Source organism: Nitrosospira sp. Nsp1 (assembly GCF_900100985.1).
Classification (GTDB): Bacteria; Pseudomonadota; Gammaproteobacteria; order Burkholderiales; family Nitrosomonadaceae; genus Nitrosospira.
On the sequence record NZ_FMUF01000015.1, the window covers coordinates 21,896 to 39,274 of the forward strand.

The following is a 17,379-nucleotide window of genomic DNA, read 5'->3' on the forward strand; positions in this document are numbered from 1 at the left end:
TCGGTTTAGTATCGGTGCAGCTTCAGGTTCAGGCTTGCGTATTTTAGCGCAGGCCTGAAATAAACTCGGCCACTGCCTCCATTTCCTTCTCGCTCATGCGTGACGCGATCATATGCATCTCGTTGTTGATGTCTTTGGTGCGCTGATCGGTCCGAAATGCACGTAACTGGGCCAGGGTGTATTCGGAATGCTGCCCGGAAAGGCGTGGATAGACCGGTGGAATGCCGACTCCATTGGGAGAATGGCAGCTGGCACAGGCAGGCACGCCAGAATCGAGGTTGCCGCCGCGATATATTTTTTCACCCTTTTCCGCCAGCGATTTATCCTGAGCCGCGCCGGGTTTGGGAGTCTGCTGGGCATAGTAAGCACCGAGATTCTTCATATCCTCTGCGGAGAGCGGCGCCACCATCGCGCCCATGATCGGGCTTTGCCGGGCTGCAGGTTTGCCGTCTTCCGATTTGAAATTATTCAGTTGCTTGGTGATATACTCGGCATGCTGACCGGCCAGGCTTGGATTTGCGGGAATGATGCTGTTGCCGTCGGCGCTGTGGCAAGCCGCGCAAACTTGAGTTGCTATTTGCTGACCCTTGGTTGCGTCTCCCTTGCTGTTACCGGTTTCCGCTGGAGTTGTTTCTGCGAAAATTTGACTAGATAGCGACAATGCAACACATGCCACAATCTTGGAAATTAGCTTCATGCCTTGCATTCCTGGAACTCCGAAAAGATGATGCTCTTGGGATTGAGGTTAACGCCGCATTTTAACAAGGCAGAGACTGAATAACAATAATAAGTCGTCAACAAATGAGAACATTATTTTTTCTACTGTTGTTTGTCAATCTGGCCTTTGCGACTTACATTCAACTGGAGCCGGCTGGCGGAAGCGCCGCCCCGCCGGCATGGGAGCTTCAACCGGAAAAAATCAAGCTTTTGCAGGCGCTTCCCGCATCTGCAACCTGTCTGGAATGGGGAACGTTCGTTGAGGCAGATCTGGAACGGCTTGCGGCAGCGATTGCCGCCCATGAACTGGACGACAAGGTAACTCGGCAGGAGTTGGGTACAGCCCCCGTCTATTGGGTGCATATTCCTCCGCTCAGAAGCAAACGCCACGCCGAACGAAAAATGGGCGAGCTCAAGAGATTGGGAATCACCCATTACACGCGCGTTGACGACACCAGTAAATGGAATAATGCCATCTCCATGGGGTTTTTTGAAAACATAGAAGACGCCCAGGCTTTTCTGGCAGCACTCAGGAAAAAAGGGGTAAGGTCTGCAATTATCGGCGCGCGCAACTTGAAGCAGGTCAAATACGTCGCACGCTCACCAGAGGAAAACATGAGCGCAAAGATGATGCGGTTGAAAGAAGAATTTCCCGGCAGCGAACTCAAGACGGCAAAGTGCGCAAATACCTGAGGCAGGACTTGAAACGTTGTTGCCCTTTGCAATTTTATCCAACGTAATAAACTTCATACAAAGAAGCGCAGCGACAAAACCTTGGCCAGATTTTCTTGCCTATAGAAAACTGCGGGTGCTTGACGTCCTCATGCAAGCCTTCAGTTTTTGAGTCTATTTTCTCGATCAATCAGGAATTCATTATGACGGTGTTTCTCAAATCCCAGCAGGAAATAGCGAAAATGCGGGTAGCGGGCATGCTGGCGTCGGAGGTGCTGGATTACATCACGCCGTTTGTTAAACCCGGGGTCACCACTGATGAGCTGGATACACTGTGCCACAATTACATGGTCGATGTGCAGCATACGGTTCCTGCTCCGCTCAATTATGCGCCGCCGGGATATTCACCCTATCCGAAATCCATCTGCACATCGGTCAATCATCAGGTTTGCCACGGCGTTCCGGGTCAGAAAATACTGAAATCAGGCGATATCGTAAATATTGACGTGACGGTCATCAAGGATGATTACCACGGCGATACCAGCCGCATGTACTACGTCGGCGAACCCGGAATCCAGGCCAGGCGGCTATGCGAAATCACGTATGAGGCCATGTGGCGAGGCATCGAGGAAATCAAACCGGAAAGACATCTGGGGGACGTCGGCCATGCTATCCAGCACTTTGCCGAAAATCATGGATACAGCGTGGTAAGGGAATTCTGCGGCCATGGCATCGGCGCGAAATTCCATGAAGAACCGCAGGTGCTCCACTATGGCCGCGCCGGTACCGGACTGAAACTCAAAGCCGGGATGATTTTTACGGTCGAGCCCATGATTAATGCGGGAAAGGCGCCCATCCGCGCGCTGGCCGATGGGTGGACCATCGTTACCAAGGATCACAGCCTGTCAGCACAATGGGAGCACACCGTGCTGGTGACAGAAACCGGATATGAAGTGCTGACAGTGTCCGCCGGTGCGCCGCCGAAGCCGGTCTTCCGTTCCTGACTTATCATGATGCGCCTCGATAAAAGGCTCATGCCGTTGTCGAGTCCTTTTAATGCCGAGGCTGCCAAGGAGGCGTTGCTTCAGGGACGTGAGCTGTTGCACCAGCGCTATTGCAAGGATAAGAATGGCGCAGTGTTGCTGCGGGGCCACAGCCAGTTGGTGGATAAAATTCTGCAGCACGTCTGGCGCGAAATGGCGATGCCCGGTTCCATCGTGTTACTGGCCGTGGGCGGTTATGGCCGGCGCCAACTTTTTCCTCATTCCGACGTTGATCTCCTGGTGCTGGTTTCCGCAGAAGGAAGCGATGCCAACGTAATGGACGCCGATATCAAGGTGCGATTGGAATGCTGGGTAAGATCGTTGTGGGATATCGGGCTGGACGTCGGCCACAGTATCCGCACCCTGGCGGAGTGCACCGAAGAGGCAGCCAAAGACATCTCGGTGCAGACCAGTATGCTTGAGGCTCGGCAGCTTGCAGGCTATCGTCAACCGTTCACTGAATTTTCACTCGCCATGCGGGCAATGCTTGAGCCGCGCTCGTTTTGCACCGCCAAGCAGCTTGAGCAACAGCAGCGCCACGGCCGATATCAGGACGCCATATACAATCTTGAGCCCAATATAAAGGAAAGTCCCGGCGGCCTTCGGGATTTGCACAATATTTTGTGGGTTAGCCGTGCTGCGGGATTGGGAAACTCATGGAAGGATCTTGCCCGGGGGGGATTCATTACTCACCGGGAAGCGCGTCTCGTGCAACATAATCAAACCATCCTTCAGGACCTTCGTATCCGGCTGCACTATCTCGCCGGAAGGCGTGAAGACCGCCTGTTATTCGATTACCAGAACCCTCTCGCCGATGCGCTCGATATAAGCGGCAAACCGCCGCGCCGCGCAGGCGAAATGCTGATGCAGCGGTACTATCGTGCCGCCAGAACGGTAACGCAGATTAACACTATCCTGTTGCTCACCTTGCGCGCAGAGATTTTCCCCGATACGGATGCGCTTCCGGTCGTCATCAACGAGCGGTTTCAGAAGCGCGGTGAATTGCTGGAAATGCGCGACGAGAATATTTTCCAAAAAAATCCGGCGGCGATTCTTGAAAGCGTTTTGCTACTGCAAAAGAATCCCGACCTGAAAGCGCGTAGCGCAGCAACACTGCGCGCAATGTGGCGGGCCGCGCCGTTGATCAATGCCGGTTTCCGGCGCGATCCGCACAACCGCGCCCTATTCATGGAAATCCTGCGCCAACCGCGCGGGCTGACGCGTGAATTGCGCCTCATGAACCGCTACGGCATCCTGGGACGTTATATCCCGGCATTCGGGCGCATTGTCGGCCAGATGCAACACGACCTGTTTCACGTCTATACAGTGGATGAACATATCCTCATGGTCGTGAGAAACCTGCGCCGATTCAACGCACCGGAGTTCGCCTACGAATACCCCCTTTGCAGCCGGCTCATCGGTGAATTCGAACGGCCTGAGGTGCTTTATCTCGCCGGGCTGTTCCACGACATTGCCAAAGGACGCCAGGGAAACCATTCGATACTTGGCAAAACCGACGCCAGACGTTTCTGCCAGCAACATGAAATGTTGAAGGAAGACGTGGAAATGGTTGAGTGGCTTGTCGAAAATCATCTGGTCATGTCCATGACAGCGCAAAAAAAAGATATATCCGACCTAGATGTGATCGCAGACTTTACCAGGCGCATCGGGAATGAACGCCGCCTCGCCGCGCTCTATCTGCTTACCGTTGCGGATATTCGAGGCACCAGCCCGAAAGTATGGAATACCTGGAAAGGCAAGCTGCTGGAAGATCTGTTCAGGGCAACGCGGCGTCATCTGTGCGGTGAGCCCGCCCACGCGGAAGGCACGCTGAGAAATCGCAGGAACAAGGTGCTGGAATTGCTACAGCGCGATAATATTCCCACGCGCGTATATGAGCAGTTGTATTCGGCGCTCGGCCCGACCTATCTGCTGTTGCATGATCCGCAGGAAATCGCCTGGCATGCGCTTCATCTGGGCCCGCAGATGAAGCCGCCGATACCCGTGGTGAAGGCGCGTGTCGCCCCAACCGGGACGGGCATCGAGGTACTGGTCTACGCAGCGGATCAGAAGGATTTATTTGCGCGCATATGCAATTTCTTCGATCACATCGATTTCAATATAGTCCAGGCAAAAATTCATACTACACGCCACGGCTATGCTCTCGATAGCTTTCTTGTGCTCGACCCCTTCAACGTAACGCAACACCACTGTGATGCACTCAGCTTCATAGAGCATGAACTGACACAGCAATTGGATCCGGCCGTTCCTCTGGAGGCACCGTTGCAGGGACGCCTGAGCCGCCATCTCAAGCATTTTCCGATTACGCCGGAAGTGGATATCGAGCCGGACGAAAAGGGTACGTATCATGTCATGTCGATTGTTGCCGGCGACCAACCGGGGCTGCTGTCCCGTATCGCGCAGGTGCTGGTGCGTTTTGGCATAAATGTGCACAGCGCCAGGATAAATACCATGGGCGAGCGTGCCGAAGACACGTTTCTGGTTACGGGAAATATATTGAACGAATCGAGGATGCTGATCCAGCTGGAAACCGAGCTGATAAAGGCGCTGCAGATTTCGTGTGAAACAGTTGAAGCTGCTGAAGAATCGTAGATTTTTGGCTGTTCTACCTCCACTTGGAGAGGATGCAACGGCTCAATCCTCGTCCCGCCCCAAATACCCTGCTTCACGCTGATGACGGATCGCAAGAATCAGGACAGCATCCTGATCTTCCTCCAGGCTATAGAGGGCCACATAACCGGTACTTCCGCGAGATATGACCAACTCACGCAATTCATACTCTACGGACCGGCCGATAAATGGGTGGCGGATTAATAAACTTATAGCTTCCTCAATCAGTTCTAGCGTCTCTGCTGCCGACAAAGGATCGCTATCAATCAAAAAGTCGGTAAGTCTTTCGAGATCGGCAAGCGCTCGTTCCGAATAGCTCAGCTTTGCCAGGATTTGGCTTTTGGCCTTGCAGGATTATTGCCAGCAATGCGCGCCTTAAGATAGGAATGAACCTCGCGGGCATCAAAGCCCTTGCCGGTCCTTAACATTTTTTCCCGTGCTGCTTGAGCCTCGCTTACGAAACTGGCACGCCATTCAGCTGCCGTCGCTGCTCTCTCTATCGCCTGGACCATGAATGCATGTGGCGACATCCCTTTTTTTTCAGCTGCAGCAACAGCACGTTGCTTGAGTTCATCTGAAAGCTTTAGCGATGTGGTGGTCATTGTGCCTTGCACCTTTCGGACTATCGGTGGCACCAGAGTAACACCACAGCGCCGTAAGGCGCAAGTCCGGGCGATCAAAGCTGCGATCAACGACACCGGGAAAAAGTAAGTCATTTAATCGTAACCCCCAATACCCATTCCGTAAGTCACGTGTACTTAAGTCCAATAGGCTGAGCTATAAGAACCGGTAAAATATGGAGAGTCTTTGAAAGAGGAACGCCATCCTTCTGTTCATTGCTTCGAGAGCAGGAAGGTGTCCCGGAATTCTGATCAGGAAATACGAAGCGGATGGCATAAAAAACCTTTTAATTTCCGTTGCAGGTTATACCAAGACATCAAGGACATACATGAAGCCCGACGTGGGAATCAATATTACTCCAGAGCCACGGATTTACCTGGCTACCAACAATGGTGCGAGTATTTGCAAGCTGTCCTGTAGCGTGTTCTTGTGATAGACATAACCGCAAAAAATCTGAAATCGATCTTGCACTCCAAGCGTGCCAACATTTACTACCTGGAGCACTGCCGGGTACTCGTCAATGGTGGACGGGTCGAGTACGTGACCGATGAAGGAAAGCGTTCCCTTTACTGGAACATACCGATTGCCAATACAACCACCATTCTCCTGGGCACAGGCACATCGGTTACCCAGGCTGCGATGCGTGAATTGGCCAAAGCCGGGGTACTGGTAGGATTTTGCGGAGGCGGTGGAACACCATTGTTCAGTGCGAACGAAATTGATATCGAGGTGGCCTGGTTTTCCCCCCAGAGCGAGTACCGTCCCACAGAGTATTTGCAGCATTGGGTCCGGTTCTGGTTTGACGATGCCTTACGCCTCGCTGCAGCCAGAGAGTTCCAGCAAATCCGCTTGGAGCGAATCAGTCAGAGCTGGTTCAAATTGAGCCGGTTAAAGAACAACCCGTTCCCGGTCGATATACGCGCTCTGGAGCAGCTGTTGAAGCAATCAGCGCAGGGCATCAAGACAGCCCCGAATCAGATGGAACTGTTGACCGAGGAAGGACGTCTCACCAAGCAGCTTTATCGCCTGGTTGCGGAGGCAACGCGGCACGGGGATTTTGTTCGCAGCCAACGAGGTGACAGCACCGATACCGCGAACCAGTTTCTCGATCACGGCAATTATCTCGCATATGGCCTGGCGGCCACGGCCACCTGGGTGCTCGGCCTGCCACACGGTTTGGCAGTGCTGCACGGAAAAACCCGCCGCGGCGGACTGGTGTTCGACGTGGCCGACCTGGTGAAGGATGCAATCATCCTGCCTCAGGCGTTTATCTCGACGATGCGAGGTGATGCCGAGCAGGAATTCCGGCAGGCATGCATTGAAAGCCTGACGAGCAGCGAGTCGCTGGACTTCATGATCGACACCCTCAAGGCAGTAGCACTCAAGATCGGCAGACTCGCCCAGGCTCATCCCCATGCTGGCGCATGAACATCCTGCTTATCTCGCAGTGCGACAAACGGGCGTTGACAGAAACCCGGCGCATCCTCGATCAATTCGGTGAGCGGCGTGGCGAACGCACCTGGCAGACTCCGATTACCCAGGATGGGCTTGATACGCTACGCCAACTGCTGCGTAAAACCGCGCGCAAGAATACCGCTGTGGCCTGCCACTGGATACGCGGGCTCGACCATAGCGAACTGTTGTGGATAGTAGGGGATGCCAGCCGTTTCAACAACCAGGGCGCTGTGCCTACCAACACCACCACACGCAACATCCTGCGCCATGAGGACGAAAACGATTGGCATACCGGCGAAGACATTCACCTGCTGACCGCGCTGAGTGCACTGCTGCACGATCTCGGCAAAGCCTGCCGCGCTTTCCAGATGCGCCTGGAGGGAAAGCTCGAGGAACGCAACCAGTATCGCCATGAATGGGTGTCGCTGCGCCTGTTCGAGGCATTCGTCGGCGTCGATGATGATGCGAAATGGCTAGCGCGACTCGCGGCGCCCACCTCGCAGGATGATGAAACCTGGCTGGATCCAAACCGGTTGCAGCGCGATGGATTGGATAAGGGCTTGTCACGCCCGTTTGCCCGTCTTGCGCACGCCCCCCTGGCTCAGGCTATCGGCTGGCTCGTGGTCACGCACCATCGCCTTCCAACCTTGCCATGCAATAGCGATGGCAGCCGAGGGACGTTTCAGCTCGGGTTGCTGAATAAGATACTGGAACGTATCGATGCAGGCTGGAATGAGCGGGTCGATGAGGGCGATCGCAGCACCCTGCCGTACTACTGGCAATTTCCCCACGGCTTGCCCGTCACCACCGACCTGTGGCGCAAGCGCGCGGCCCGGCTTGCACAACGCCTTCTCGCCCTGTGCGCCAAGCCCGGCAAGGGCAACTGGCTGAGAAACCCGTATGTGATGCACATATCCAGGCTGAGCTTGATGCTGGCAGACCACCATTATTCCAGCCTGAAGGGAAAGGACCAAGGACGCGTGGAGGTGCCCAAGGGCTACCCGCTGTATGCCAACACCGACAATGGTGATTTCAACCAGACGCTGGATGAGCACCTGCTCGGCGTCGCCCAGCACAGTGCGGAAGTAACCCACGCGCTGCCGCGATTTGACGAGCAACTGCCCCGATTGGCTCGCCACAAAGGGCTACGCAAACGCTCGCTAGACGAGCGGTTCCGCTGGCAGGACAAAGCCGTGGAAACAGCGGCGGCAATGCGCAAGCGCTCCAGTCACCATGGCGCCTTCATCGTCAACATGGCGTCCACCGGCTGCGGCAAGACGTTGGCCAATGCGCGCATCATGTATGCCCTGGCCGATGCGGAGCGCGGCATGCGCTGCGCTTTTGCCATGGGATTACGGACCCTGACGCTGCAGACAGGCAAGGCTTTTCAAGACTTGCTGGGCCTGAATGATGAGGACCTGGCCATTCGCGTCGGCGGCTCGGCGAGCCGGGCGCTGTTCGAACATTACGAGCGCAAGGCCGAAGCCACGGGCTCGGCGTCGAGCCAGGAGCTCCTCGACGAAAACTCACATGTCACTTTTGAAGGCAACCGGGATGCACATCCATTGTTGCGCCGCATCATGCACGACCCGAAGGTGCGCTTCCTGCTCACGGCACCGCTGCTGGTATGCACCATCGATCACCTGACTCCGGCCACCGAGAGCGAACGCGGCGGGCGCCAGATTGCCCCGATGCTGCGGTTGATGAGTGGCGACCTGGTGCTCGACGAACCGGATGATTTCGATATCGACGATCTCCCCGCGCTCACCCGCCTGGTGCACTGGGCCGGACTGCTGGGCTCGCGCGTGCTGCTGTCATCGGCCACCTTGCCGCCGGCACTCGTGCAGGGGTTGTTCGAAGCCTACCGCAACGGACGCCAGCACTTCCAACGCAATCGGGGATCGCGGCCAGGAGCTGCCGACCCGATTCCGGAAATTTGCTGCGCATGGTTCGACGAGTTCAACCAATCGCAGGCTGATTGTGCCGATACATCGGTGTTCGTCCTGGCGCATCAGACCTTTGCCGCCAAGCGCCATGACCGTCTGGGCAAGGCGGAGGTGCGCCGGCGTTGCCATCTGTTGCCGCTAAACCTTGGTGCACTGAAACAGGACCATCATGCCGCCCATTTTGCCGAGCTGGTGCAAACTGCTGCAATGCACTTGCATGCGCAGCACCACAGCGTCGATCCCCGCAGCGGCAAGCGCGTCAGCTTCGGGTTGGTGCGCATGGCCAACATCGAGCCTTTGGTGGAAGTTGCACTGGCGCTGTACCGGTTGGGTGCGCCTGAAGGGGTGCGCGTACACCTGTGCGCCTACCACTCGCAGTTTCCGCTGCTAATTCGCTCGAACATCGAGCGCCAGCTCGATCAAGCGCTGAACCGCCGCCAGCCCGAAGCGGTGTTCAACCTGCCGGACATCCGTCAGCGGCTCGATGCAAACGGCGAACCCGATCACCTTTTTATCGTACTCGGATCACCCGTCACCGAGGTCGGCCGCGACCACGACTATGACTGGGCCGTGGTCGAACCCTCGTCCATGCGCTCGCTGATCCAGCTCGCGGGGCGTGTCCGCCGCCACCGCGAGGGCGAATGCAAAACTCCAAACATACAGGTCTTCGATACCAATTTGCGGCACTTCCGCAAACCGGGCAAACCGGCGTTTTATAAGCCCGGCTTTGAAGCCGAAGGAACCGAAGATTTTCAGTTGATGACCCACTCCATGGCTGAACTGCTGTCCGGCGCTGAACGGGAAGTGATCGACGCCCGGCCACGAATCGTGTCACAGCCGCCCGAGGAATTGCAGCCAAGGATCCGGCTGGCCGACCTGGAACACGCCAGAATGCACCGGGCCATGCTGGTCCAAATGACCAGCACAGCTCCCGCTCCACCCGGCCTGCGCCAGCGCGGGTCGGCCAGGATGGCTCTGCCCTCGGTGCTCAACGCCACGTGCTGGTGGCATTTGCCACCGGACGATGCGCTACTCACAGCTGTATTGCCGCAGCAGCAGCGTTTCCGCCGGGATGACATCAAGCGCGTGGATTTATTACTGCGCCCAACGGCCGACGGGGATGATTACGAGCTGGTTCAACTGATGGAGAAGCCGAATGGCCGACGGGGTGAAAAAGAGTTTGCAGTGGTGGAAACATCGCGAAACGTTCGCATTCCCGACCCGGATGTGCAGGGCCGGGGCATCGAGCCCTGGGGTCAGACCGACTACATGCAAGCACTGATCAAATTGGCGGACGACATGGATATGCCGCTGGCTGAGTGCGCCGACAGATACGGCATCTTGACCTTGCCGCAGAACAAGAATAACGATAACAGATGGCGCTTTCATCCGGCGCTGGGATTTACGAAAGCAAGATTGTAAAAAAAGCCGACATGGGAATCGGCCCTGCCTACACGGCAGTGAAAATAAAACGCATAACTTTCTGAACTGCTTTTCAGCAGTTTTTGTAGTTTATACTAATTCTACCTAAAATCCAATTAAACGTATAACGGATTATACTAGTATTGCCCAATAAAAGGAGAACTAAATGGGAAATACCGATATGCAGCGTGTCACCGAATTGCGAGCGCTCATTGCCGGTTTTCTGAAAAAGCGGCTTGATGACAAGCTCGATAAACTCAGAGACGATGACCCCAAGCGTGCCGAACTTCATCAGCAGTTCATTCCGGAAAACTGGCTGGCTAACGCAGCGCGCCGCATCAGCCAGATTCAGGCGGTGACGCACTCGCTCAAACCAGCTCATCCTGACGCAAAGGGTACCAGCCTGTACAGCCCGCCGGACGTTCAGCCAGTACTGACGGTTGTGGGCAGCCACTGCCTGGGGAATGAATTTACAAGCGATGTGGTTGGCAACGCAGCCGCGCTCGACGTGTACAAGTTCCTCAAACTGGAACATGAGGGGTACAGCCTGCTGGCCTTGTCCATGGCGCGCGATGCCGACCTGGCGACGGCGTTGAGCAACGATCCAGCGCAAGCACAAGCCTGGATCAGTGCATTTGGCGGGTTGGCCGAGCGGCCGGACCGCCTGGCTTCGCACACTCTCGCCAAGCAACTTTATTGGCCGGTAGGCGATGACCCGCATGACGATGGTAGTTTCCACCTGCTCGCACCGCTGTATGCCAGCTCACTGGCGCATCGCGTCTACCAAACGGTGCAGGACGATCGCTTCAGCGAAGAAGCCATAGCGGCGCGTCAAGCCAAAAAAGAAAGTAAATACAGCGCCCGGGCGGTGCGGGAATATCCTGATCTCGCCATTCAAAAACTTGGCGGCACCAAGCCGCAGAACATCAGCCAGCTTAACAGCGAGCGACGTGGCGATAACCTTTTGTTCGCCTCGCTGCTGCCTACGTGGCGCTCGATCGACGTAAAACCGCTGCTGGGCTCCGACTCGATGTTCCCCCGCTTCAATCGGCGCCCGGAGGTACGGCGAATGGTAAAGGCGTTGCTGGCATTCCTGAAATCCGATCCGACACGTAACCTTGAGACCCGGAGGCGTCGCGCCGAGTGGGTCGATGGCATTATTGACGAGTTCCTGCAATTTCGTGCCGAACTGCGCCCCCTGCCGCCGGGCTGGAGCCAGACTCCGGCGTGCCATCTCTCCAACGAGGTAAAGCATTGGCTGGACCCAGAAGGTGTCGAATGGGCTCCGGCATCGGAAGGCCTGCCGCCGCCCACCGATACTGCCGAGCGCGTGAGCGCGCTGTTTGCCAACTGGCTCAATGCGCAACTGCGCGACCCGCTGCCCATGGGCGACCCCGAGTTTCTGGAATGGCGCAACCGGATGTACGAACAGATCAAGGCCGAAGAACGGGAGGGTCGCCATGATGACTGAGCAGCCACAGAGCGAAGCGCTGCTGGTGCTGCCGCGCCTGCGTGTGCAAAACGCCAATGCCATTTCCAGCCCAATGACCTGGGGTTTTCCTGCCATCACCGCCTTCACCGGTCTGATGACCGCGCTGGAAAGGCGCCTTGGGCCTTCCATGGGCATCGCGTTCTACAGTGTCGGCGTGGTCTGCCACAGCTTCGAGCCCCAGGTGACACAGGGTGGTTATACCCGAAGTTTTCACCTGACGCGCAATCCTCTGTTGCAAGACGGCAGCACCGCCGCCATCGTGGAAGAAGGTCGCATCCATCTCGACATTACCCTGGTATTCGAGGTTGAACTGGCGGCGGCGCTGCTGGGAGAGGCCGAACGGGCGCAACTGGCAGCGCATATCGGGGATATGATTGCAGGCATGCGCATCGCGGGAGGCAGCGTCGTTTCGCCACTGCCGGGTAAATTTCGCTACCCTTCGCGGTCCACATTAGCATTGGTGCCTGACGCTCTCGAGGAGCGCCGCAAAGAATTCCGCAAGCTCAGCCGCCGCTGGCTCCCCGGCTTTGCGCTGGTATCGCGTGACGACCTGCTGCAAGCGCGGCTCGCCGAGCTGCAACTGACCGTGCCCGGCGCGACCTTGCTGGATGCCTGGCTGGACCTCTCGCGCCTGAACCACCACGCCGTTCGCCAGAAAACGGTGGATAAGAAGACCGGAGACACCGCTGAGGCCATGGAATGGATGACCGACCGTCGTCCCGGCTGGATCGTGCCCATGCCGGTGGGATTTGCGGCGCTCTCAGATCTGCATGGCCCCGGGACTGTAGCAGGTGCGCGCGACCCTCGCGTGCCATTCCGCTTTGTCGAAAGCGTCTATTCCATGGGGCAGTGGATCAGCCCCCACCGTCTCACCGGCGTCAGCGACCTGGTCTGGGAGCCAACCTATGACCCTGCCAGCGGCCTCTACCGCTGCTTCAATGCGTACCAAGCCCCGCCGTCTTTTCCGGTTTCTTAAACTTACTCAATTCAAGGAATATCACTATGGCAACTACCGCTCTCAAAACCGCGTCCGTGCTTGCATTCGAACGCAAGCTGGATCCCTCTGATGCCCTGTTTTTCTCTGGCTCCTGGACTCAACGTACCGCCAGCCGGGAATGGGCCGTGGTAGACGTGCGAGAAAAATCCGTGCGCGGCACCATCTCCAACCGCCTGAAAACCAAAGACCAGGACCCCGCCAAGCTGGATGCCGCAATCGAGAATCCCAATCTGCAAACCGTGGACGTAGCAGCCCTGCCCGCCGATGCCGATACCCTCAAAGTCAGCTTCACGCTGCGCATACTGGGCGGCGCAGGCGTGCCCTCGGCCTGCAATAACGCCGACTACCAGCGCAAACTGCAAAGCACTGTAAAAAGCTATGTCGATGCGCACGGTTTTGGCGAACTGGCTCGACGCTACGCCTGTAATCTGGCTAATGGCCGCTTCCTGTGGCGCAACCGCCTGGGCGCCGAGCAAATTTCGGTACAAGTATCGCAACTGATCGAGGGCCAGCCCGCGCAGACCTGGATCTTTGATGCCCTGGCGCTGTCGCTGCGTCACTTCGATGCGCCATCCGAAGCTGCGGCAGCACTGGCACAGTTGAGCGCGCTCATTGCCGAGGGCTTGGCTGGCAACCGCCACGTGCTGCTGCAAGTCACCGCTTTTGTACGCATGGGTGCAGGACAGGAGGTATTTCCTTCGCAAGAGCTCATTCTCGACAAGGCAAAGACAACCAAGAGCAAGACGCTATACACCGTCAGCAGCATCGCTGGCATTCACTCGCAGAAGATAGGCAATGCGCTACGCTCGATTGACGACTGGTACGCCGGGGCGGAGGAGAATGGTCCCATTCCAGTGGAACCCTACGGCTCAGTCACTACACAGGGCAAGGCATACCGCAAACCCACTGACAAAGTGGATTTCTACTCGCTTCTTGACAACTGGCTGCTCAAGGACCGGATACCTGCAACAGAGCAACAGCACTTTGTAATGGCCACCTTGATTCGCGGTGGGGTATTCGGCGATGCGGACAAGGAATGAGCCATGGATCACCACATAGATATTGATGTTCTGCGGGACCCGGAGTTTCCCGCCCATCAGCTCATGAATGCGCTTTACGCCAAGCTGCACCGGGCATTGGCAGCACAGAACAGCGCCCGCATTGGCGTAAGTTTTCCGGGTTTTAGCTTGCAAGCACCGCATTTGGGCACAAGGCTGCGCCTGCATGGGAGTCTTGTCGCACTTTCGGCTTTGATGGCGAGCGACTGGATGACTGGCATACGCGATCACGTTACGCTGACGCAACCAACGCACATCCCGGAAAATGCCAAACATCGTGTCGTGAGGCGCGTGCAGGTCAAAAGCAGCCCGGAGCGATTGCGTCGGAGGCTGATGCGACGCCACAACCTGGACGCCCAGGAGGCCCGCCAGCGTATCCCGGACGAGCTTGCCCGTTTGGTGAAGCTGCCTTATGTGCAATTGCGGAGCGCCAGTACCGGGCAATCCTTCAGGCTGTTCATCGACCATGGGCCAGCCCAATCCCATGTAACCGAGGGCGACTTTAACGCCTTTGGCTTGAGCCAGGCGGCGACAATCCCCTGGTTTTGACCGTTTTTTTCGGACCTGAATTCGTTCTTTAAAAATCAATAACTTATCTTTTGCCTGAATTTTTAGGTAGGCACGCTGTATTTTGTTCAATCCTGTTGGATGATAAGCATTTGCACGACTTATGATTTAGTTCACTGCCGTATAGGCAGCTCAGAAATGGAACACTTCGGCGCCAGCGAAGCGGCGGCAGTTCACTGCCGTATAGGCAGCTCAGAAATGTACCCGGTAACGTGTTCTGACGGAATGCTAGTTCACTGCCGTATAGGCAGCTCAGAAATTGCCGTAGCTGTTCTTGCGGACACTGATGTAGTTCACTGCCGTATAGGCAGCTCAGAAATATTCAAGGCAGCCCAGAGTGGCACCAGTTCCGTTCACTGCCGTATAGGCAGCTCAGAAATGAGAAACAACGTTACCAAGATCAAGTCATTTGTTCACTGCCGTATAGGCAGCTCAGAAATACGCGCTCAATAAGCGGAACAGACTCGTCAGGTTCACTGCCGTATAGGCAGCTCAGAAACATCGAAGAATGCACATCTCTTTACAGCGCATCGTTCACTGCCGTATAGGCAGCTCAGAAAATATCGTGCGCGATCCTTTCGTCAGACCAGCGGTTCACTGCCGTATAGGCAGCTCAGAAATCAACTCGCTCACCATTTCGATATAAACTTTCGTTCACTGCCGTATAGGCAGCTCAGAAAGCTTCCGGCGCCAAGGGCTGGCCCCTTTGGGTGTTCACTGCCGTATAGGCAGCTCAGAAAAGCCAATGAATGAATCGCACGCGGCTGCAAAATGTTCACTGCCGTATAGGCAGCTCAGAAAGGCATATTCGGCGGTTTAGCTGCCGCGGTCAGGTTCACTGCCGTATAGGCAGCTCAGAAAGCGGCAAATCCTCGAAAGACATGATCGGCGTTGTTCACTGCCGTATAGGCAGCTCAGAAAGGGCGAGTTGATATAGATGTCCAACGCTAATAGTTCACTGCCGTATAGGCAGCTCAGAAAGATGATGACTTTGCGCTCGCCGAATCTCAATCGTTCACTGCCGTATAGGCAGCTCAGAAAGATACCGCACAGTTACCTTTTTCGGGGCCATGGTTCACTGCCGTATAGGCAGCTCAGAAACATTGCGGCGAGGCGAGTTTCTGCCAGCTTATGTTCACTGCCGTATAGGCAGCTCAGAAATTACCGACAGGACGAGGATCAGCGAGATCAAGGTTCACTGCCGTATAGGCAGCTCAGAAAATTGCAGACATCTATTTTGAGACGAGGATAGAGTTCACTGCCGTATAGGCAGCTCAGAAACGGTCCACCATCACATCACAGCCAAGATCTCCGTTCACTGCCGTATAGGCAGCTCAGAAAGACCGGACCTCATTCCACTGATACCTATCCAGGTTCACTGCCGTATAGGCAGCTCAGAAAAGCAACGATTACATTCTGATCGCGATCTACTGGTTCACTGCCGTATAGGCAGCTCAGAAAGGAGGGGAAGTGAGCTCTGATGACAAGGTTGTGTTCACTGCCGTATAGGCAGCTCAGAAAATCAGCCCACTTCTCGAACTCTCTATTTCCCAGTTCACTGCCGTATAGGCAGCTCAGAAAGACACGCTCAGATGTAGCAGGCGGGCTGCTTGGTTCACTGCCGTATAGGCAGCTCAGAAAGTATTACGTGCGCGAGATGATCCATTCCTCGAGTTCACTGCCGTATAGGCAGCTCAGAAAATATGGTTCCTGCGGACATTCATCGTATTTTCGTTCACTGCCGTATAGGCAGCTCAGAAAACGTAAAATTTCCCACCTGGACCAGATGCGTCGTTCACTGCCGTATAGGCAGCTCAGAAATTGATGATGTTCGGGACACAAGGGAGATACCGGTTCACTGCCGTATAGGCAGCTCAGAAATCTTCGGCTGGCGTGGCATGCACGGACAGTCCGTTCACTGCCGTATAGGCAGCTCAGAAAATTCGCGCCGATCAGCTGGTGGAAACCTTCGGGTTCACTGCCGTATAGGCAGCTCAGAAAGTTGATATGCCAATTAAGGACTGCCTGCGCTCGTTCACTGCCGTATAGGCAGCTCAGAAAGATTACCGTGTTCGTTGTTATGCTTACGATCGGTTCACTGCCGTATAGGCAGCTCAGAAATAACCGGACTGTTTGTGTCGATCAGCTTGTGCGTTCACTGCCGTATAGGTAGCTCAGAAATTGAGCCATGGAGTGTTCAATAGCACTTGCTAGTTCACTGCCGTATAGGCAGCTCAGAAAAAGGTCGGATAGAAGCGGTAAGTGGCGTGTACGTTCACTGCCGTATAGGCAGCTCAGAAATCGCAGATCGCGCCCGCAGTGAGCGTACCTTTGTTCACTGCCGTATAGGCAGCTCAGAAAGAGAAACACACGAACTCAAGACGAGAGTTTCAGGTTCACTGCCGCATAGGTAGCTCAGAAAGCAAGGGCGTGGCGGCCACCGAGTCTTTCCGCGTTCACTGCCGCATAGGCAGCTCAGAAATTCAGCATTCCGGCTTCAAAGTGGTCTGATGTGTTCACTGCCGCATAGCAGCTCAGATAAATTTACTGGATCAATATATTGCCTTTTATGTTGATTCAAAATCGTGGACTGAATCAACACGCATGCTACCGGGACAAGCACAAATGGCAGAAAGAGAAATGTTTTCGCGTCAGCGACATTAATTAGTAATAGTAGTAATGATAACGATTGTTAATACGCTAAAGTGCTTGAGGAATTTTCGGCATCCGATTCCCATCCTGTAACCGGCGCGGTATG

12 protein-coding genes and 1 CRISPR repeat array are annotated in these 17,379 nt (G+C 55.6%); of the genes, 9 read left to right on the top strand and 3 right to left on the bottom strand.

Going from position 1 to position 17,379, the window contains the following annotated elements:
- Nucleotides 1-43: 43 nt before the first annotated feature.
- Nucleotides 44-706 carry a c-type cytochrome gene (locus tag BLP78_RS10275; RefSeq protein ID WP_090458962.1) on the bottom strand — a complete coding sequence of 221 codons (663 nt, stop codon included), beginning with the start codon at nucleotides 704-706 and terminating at the stop codon, nucleotides 44-46.
- Nucleotides 707-801: 95 nt separating this feature from the next.
- Between BLP78_RS10275 and BLP78_RS10280 the strand changes: the two genes are divergently transcribed.
- The 3 genes from BLP78_RS10280 (at nucleotide 802) to BLP78_RS10290 (ending at nucleotide 5,045) form a co-directional block, all read left to right on the top strand.
- A complete protein-coding gene (locus tag BLP78_RS10280; RefSeq protein WP_090458964.1) occupies nucleotides 802-1,410 on the top strand; it encodes an SPOR domain-containing protein in 609 nt (202 codons plus the stop codon).
- A gap of 182 nt (nucleotides 1,411-1,592) precedes the next feature.
- A complete protein-coding gene (gene map, locus BLP78_RS10285) occupies nucleotides 1,593-2,393 on the top strand; it encodes a type I methionyl aminopeptidase (RefSeq protein WP_090458966.1) in 801 nt (266 codons plus the stop codon).
- Nucleotides 2,394-2,399: 6 nt separating this feature from the next.
- Nucleotides 2,400-5,045, top strand: a complete 2,646-nt coding sequence (locus BLP78_RS10290; protein WP_256330210.1) for a [protein-PII] uridylyltransferase — start codon at nucleotides 2,400-2,402, stop codon at nucleotides 5,043-5,045.
- A gap of 42 nt (nucleotides 5,046-5,087) precedes the next feature.
- On the opposite strand, the gene BLP78_RS10295 is transcribed toward BLP78_RS10290, so the two are convergent.
- Nucleotides 5,088-5,396 carry a type II toxin-antitoxin system RelE/ParE family toxin gene (locus tag BLP78_RS10295; RefSeq protein WP_090458968.1) on the bottom strand — a complete coding sequence of 103 codons (309 nt, stop codon included), beginning with the start codon at nucleotides 5,394-5,396 and terminating at the stop codon, nucleotides 5,088-5,090.
- On the bottom strand, nucleotides 5,381-5,665 hold the full coding sequence (locus BLP78_RS10300; RefSeq protein ID WP_025042090.1) for a CopG family ribbon-helix-helix protein: 285 nt from the start codon (nucleotides 5,663-5,665) through the stop codon (nucleotides 5,381-5,383). Before BLP78_RS10300 ends, BLP78_RS10295 begins: the two co-directional genes overlap by 16 nt.
- Nucleotides 5,666-6,149: 484 nt before the next feature.
- Between BLP78_RS10300 and cas1f the strand changes: the two genes are divergently transcribed.
- The 6 genes from cas1f (at nucleotide 6,150) to cas6f (ending at nucleotide 14,603) form a co-directional block, all read left to right on the top strand.
- Nucleotides 6,150-7,112 (top strand): type I-F CRISPR-associated endonuclease Cas1f, encoded by a 963-nt coding sequence (gene cas1f / locus BLP78_RS10305; protein WP_218118959.1) that lies wholly within the window; start codon nucleotides 6,150-6,152, stop codon nucleotides 7,110-7,112.
- Nucleotides 7,109-10,507 (top strand): type I-F CRISPR-associated helicase Cas3f, encoded by a 3,399-nt coding sequence (gene cas3f, locus BLP78_RS10310; RefSeq protein WP_090458971.1) that lies wholly within the window; start codon nucleotides 7,109-7,111, stop codon nucleotides 10,505-10,507. The genes cas1f and cas3f overlap by 4 nt, the downstream gene beginning before the upstream one ends.
- A gap of 166 nt (nucleotides 10,508-10,673) precedes the next feature.
- Nucleotides 10,674-11,978: a type I-F CRISPR-associated protein Csy1 gene (gene csy1, locus BLP78_RS10315; protein WP_218118960.1), complete on the top strand. Its 1,305-nt coding sequence runs from the start codon at nucleotides 10,674-10,676 to the stop codon at nucleotides 11,976-11,978.
- Complete coding sequence (gene csy2 / locus BLP78_RS10320) at nucleotides 11,971-12,975, top strand: type I-F CRISPR-associated protein Csy2 (RefSeq protein WP_090459028.1); 1,005 nt, start codon at nucleotides 11,971-11,973, stop codon at nucleotides 12,973-12,975. Before csy1 ends, csy2 begins: the two co-directional genes overlap by 8 nt.
- A 26-nt stretch (nucleotides 12,976-13,001) precedes the next feature.
- Nucleotides 13,002-14,036, top strand: coding sequence for a type I-F CRISPR-associated protein Csy3 (gene csy3, locus BLP78_RS10325; RefSeq protein ID WP_090458973.1), 1,035 nt, complete (start codon nucleotides 13,002-13,004; stop codon nucleotides 14,034-14,036).
- A 3-nt stretch (nucleotides 14,037-14,039) separates the two neighbouring features.
- Nucleotides 14,040-14,603, top strand: a complete 564-nt coding sequence (cas6f, locus tag BLP78_RS10330) for a type I-F CRISPR-associated endoribonuclease Cas6/Csy4 (protein ID WP_090458975.1) — start codon at nucleotides 14,040-14,042, stop codon at nucleotides 14,601-14,603.
- A gap of 129 nt (nucleotides 14,604-14,732) precedes the next feature.
- A CRISPR array of direct repeats spans nucleotides 14,733-17,163; the repeat unit is 28 nt; unit sequence GTTCACTGCCGTATAGGCAGCTCAGAAA.
- The last annotated feature ends 216 nt before the right edge of the window (nucleotides 17,164-17,379 follow it).

Excerpts from the sequence above, each read along its gene's own strand:
- BLP78_RS10275 (WP_090458962.1), bottom strand. The coding sequence starts at position 706 with ATGCAAGGCATGAAGCTAATTTCCAAGATTGTGGCATGTGTTGCATTG.
- BLP78_RS10280 (WP_090458964.1), top strand. The coding sequence starts at position 802 with ATGAGAACATTATTTTTTCTACTGTTGTTTGTCAATCTGGCCTTTGCG.
- map (WP_090458966.1), top strand. The coding sequence starts at position 1,593 with ATGACGGTGTTTCTCAAATCCCAGCAGGAAATAGCGAAAATGCGGGTA.
- BLP78_RS10290 (WP_256330210.1), top strand. The coding sequence starts at position 2,400 with ATGATGCGCCTCGATAAAAGGCTCATGCCGTTGTCGAGTCCTTTTAAT.
- BLP78_RS10300 (WP_025042090.1), bottom strand. The coding sequence starts at position 5,665 with ATGACCACCACATCGCTAAAGCTTTCAGATGAACTCAAGCAACGTGCT.
- cas3f (WP_090458971.1), top strand. The coding sequence starts at position 7,109 with ATGAACATCCTGCTTATCTCGCAGTGCGACAAACGGGCGTTGACAGAA.
- csy1 (WP_218118960.1), top strand. The coding sequence starts at position 10,674 with ATGGGAAATACCGATATGCAGCGTGTCACCGAATTGCGAGCGCTCATT.
- csy2 (WP_090459028.1), top strand. The coding sequence starts at position 11,971 with ATGACTGAGCAGCCACAGAGCGAAGCGCTGCTGGTGCTGCCGCGCCTG.
- csy3 (WP_090458973.1), top strand. The coding sequence starts at position 13,002 with ATGGCAACTACCGCTCTCAAAACCGCGTCCGTGCTTGCATTCGAACGC.
- cas6f (WP_090458975.1), top strand. The coding sequence starts at position 14,040 with ATGGATCACCACATAGATATTGATGTTCTGCGGGACCCGGAGTTTCCC.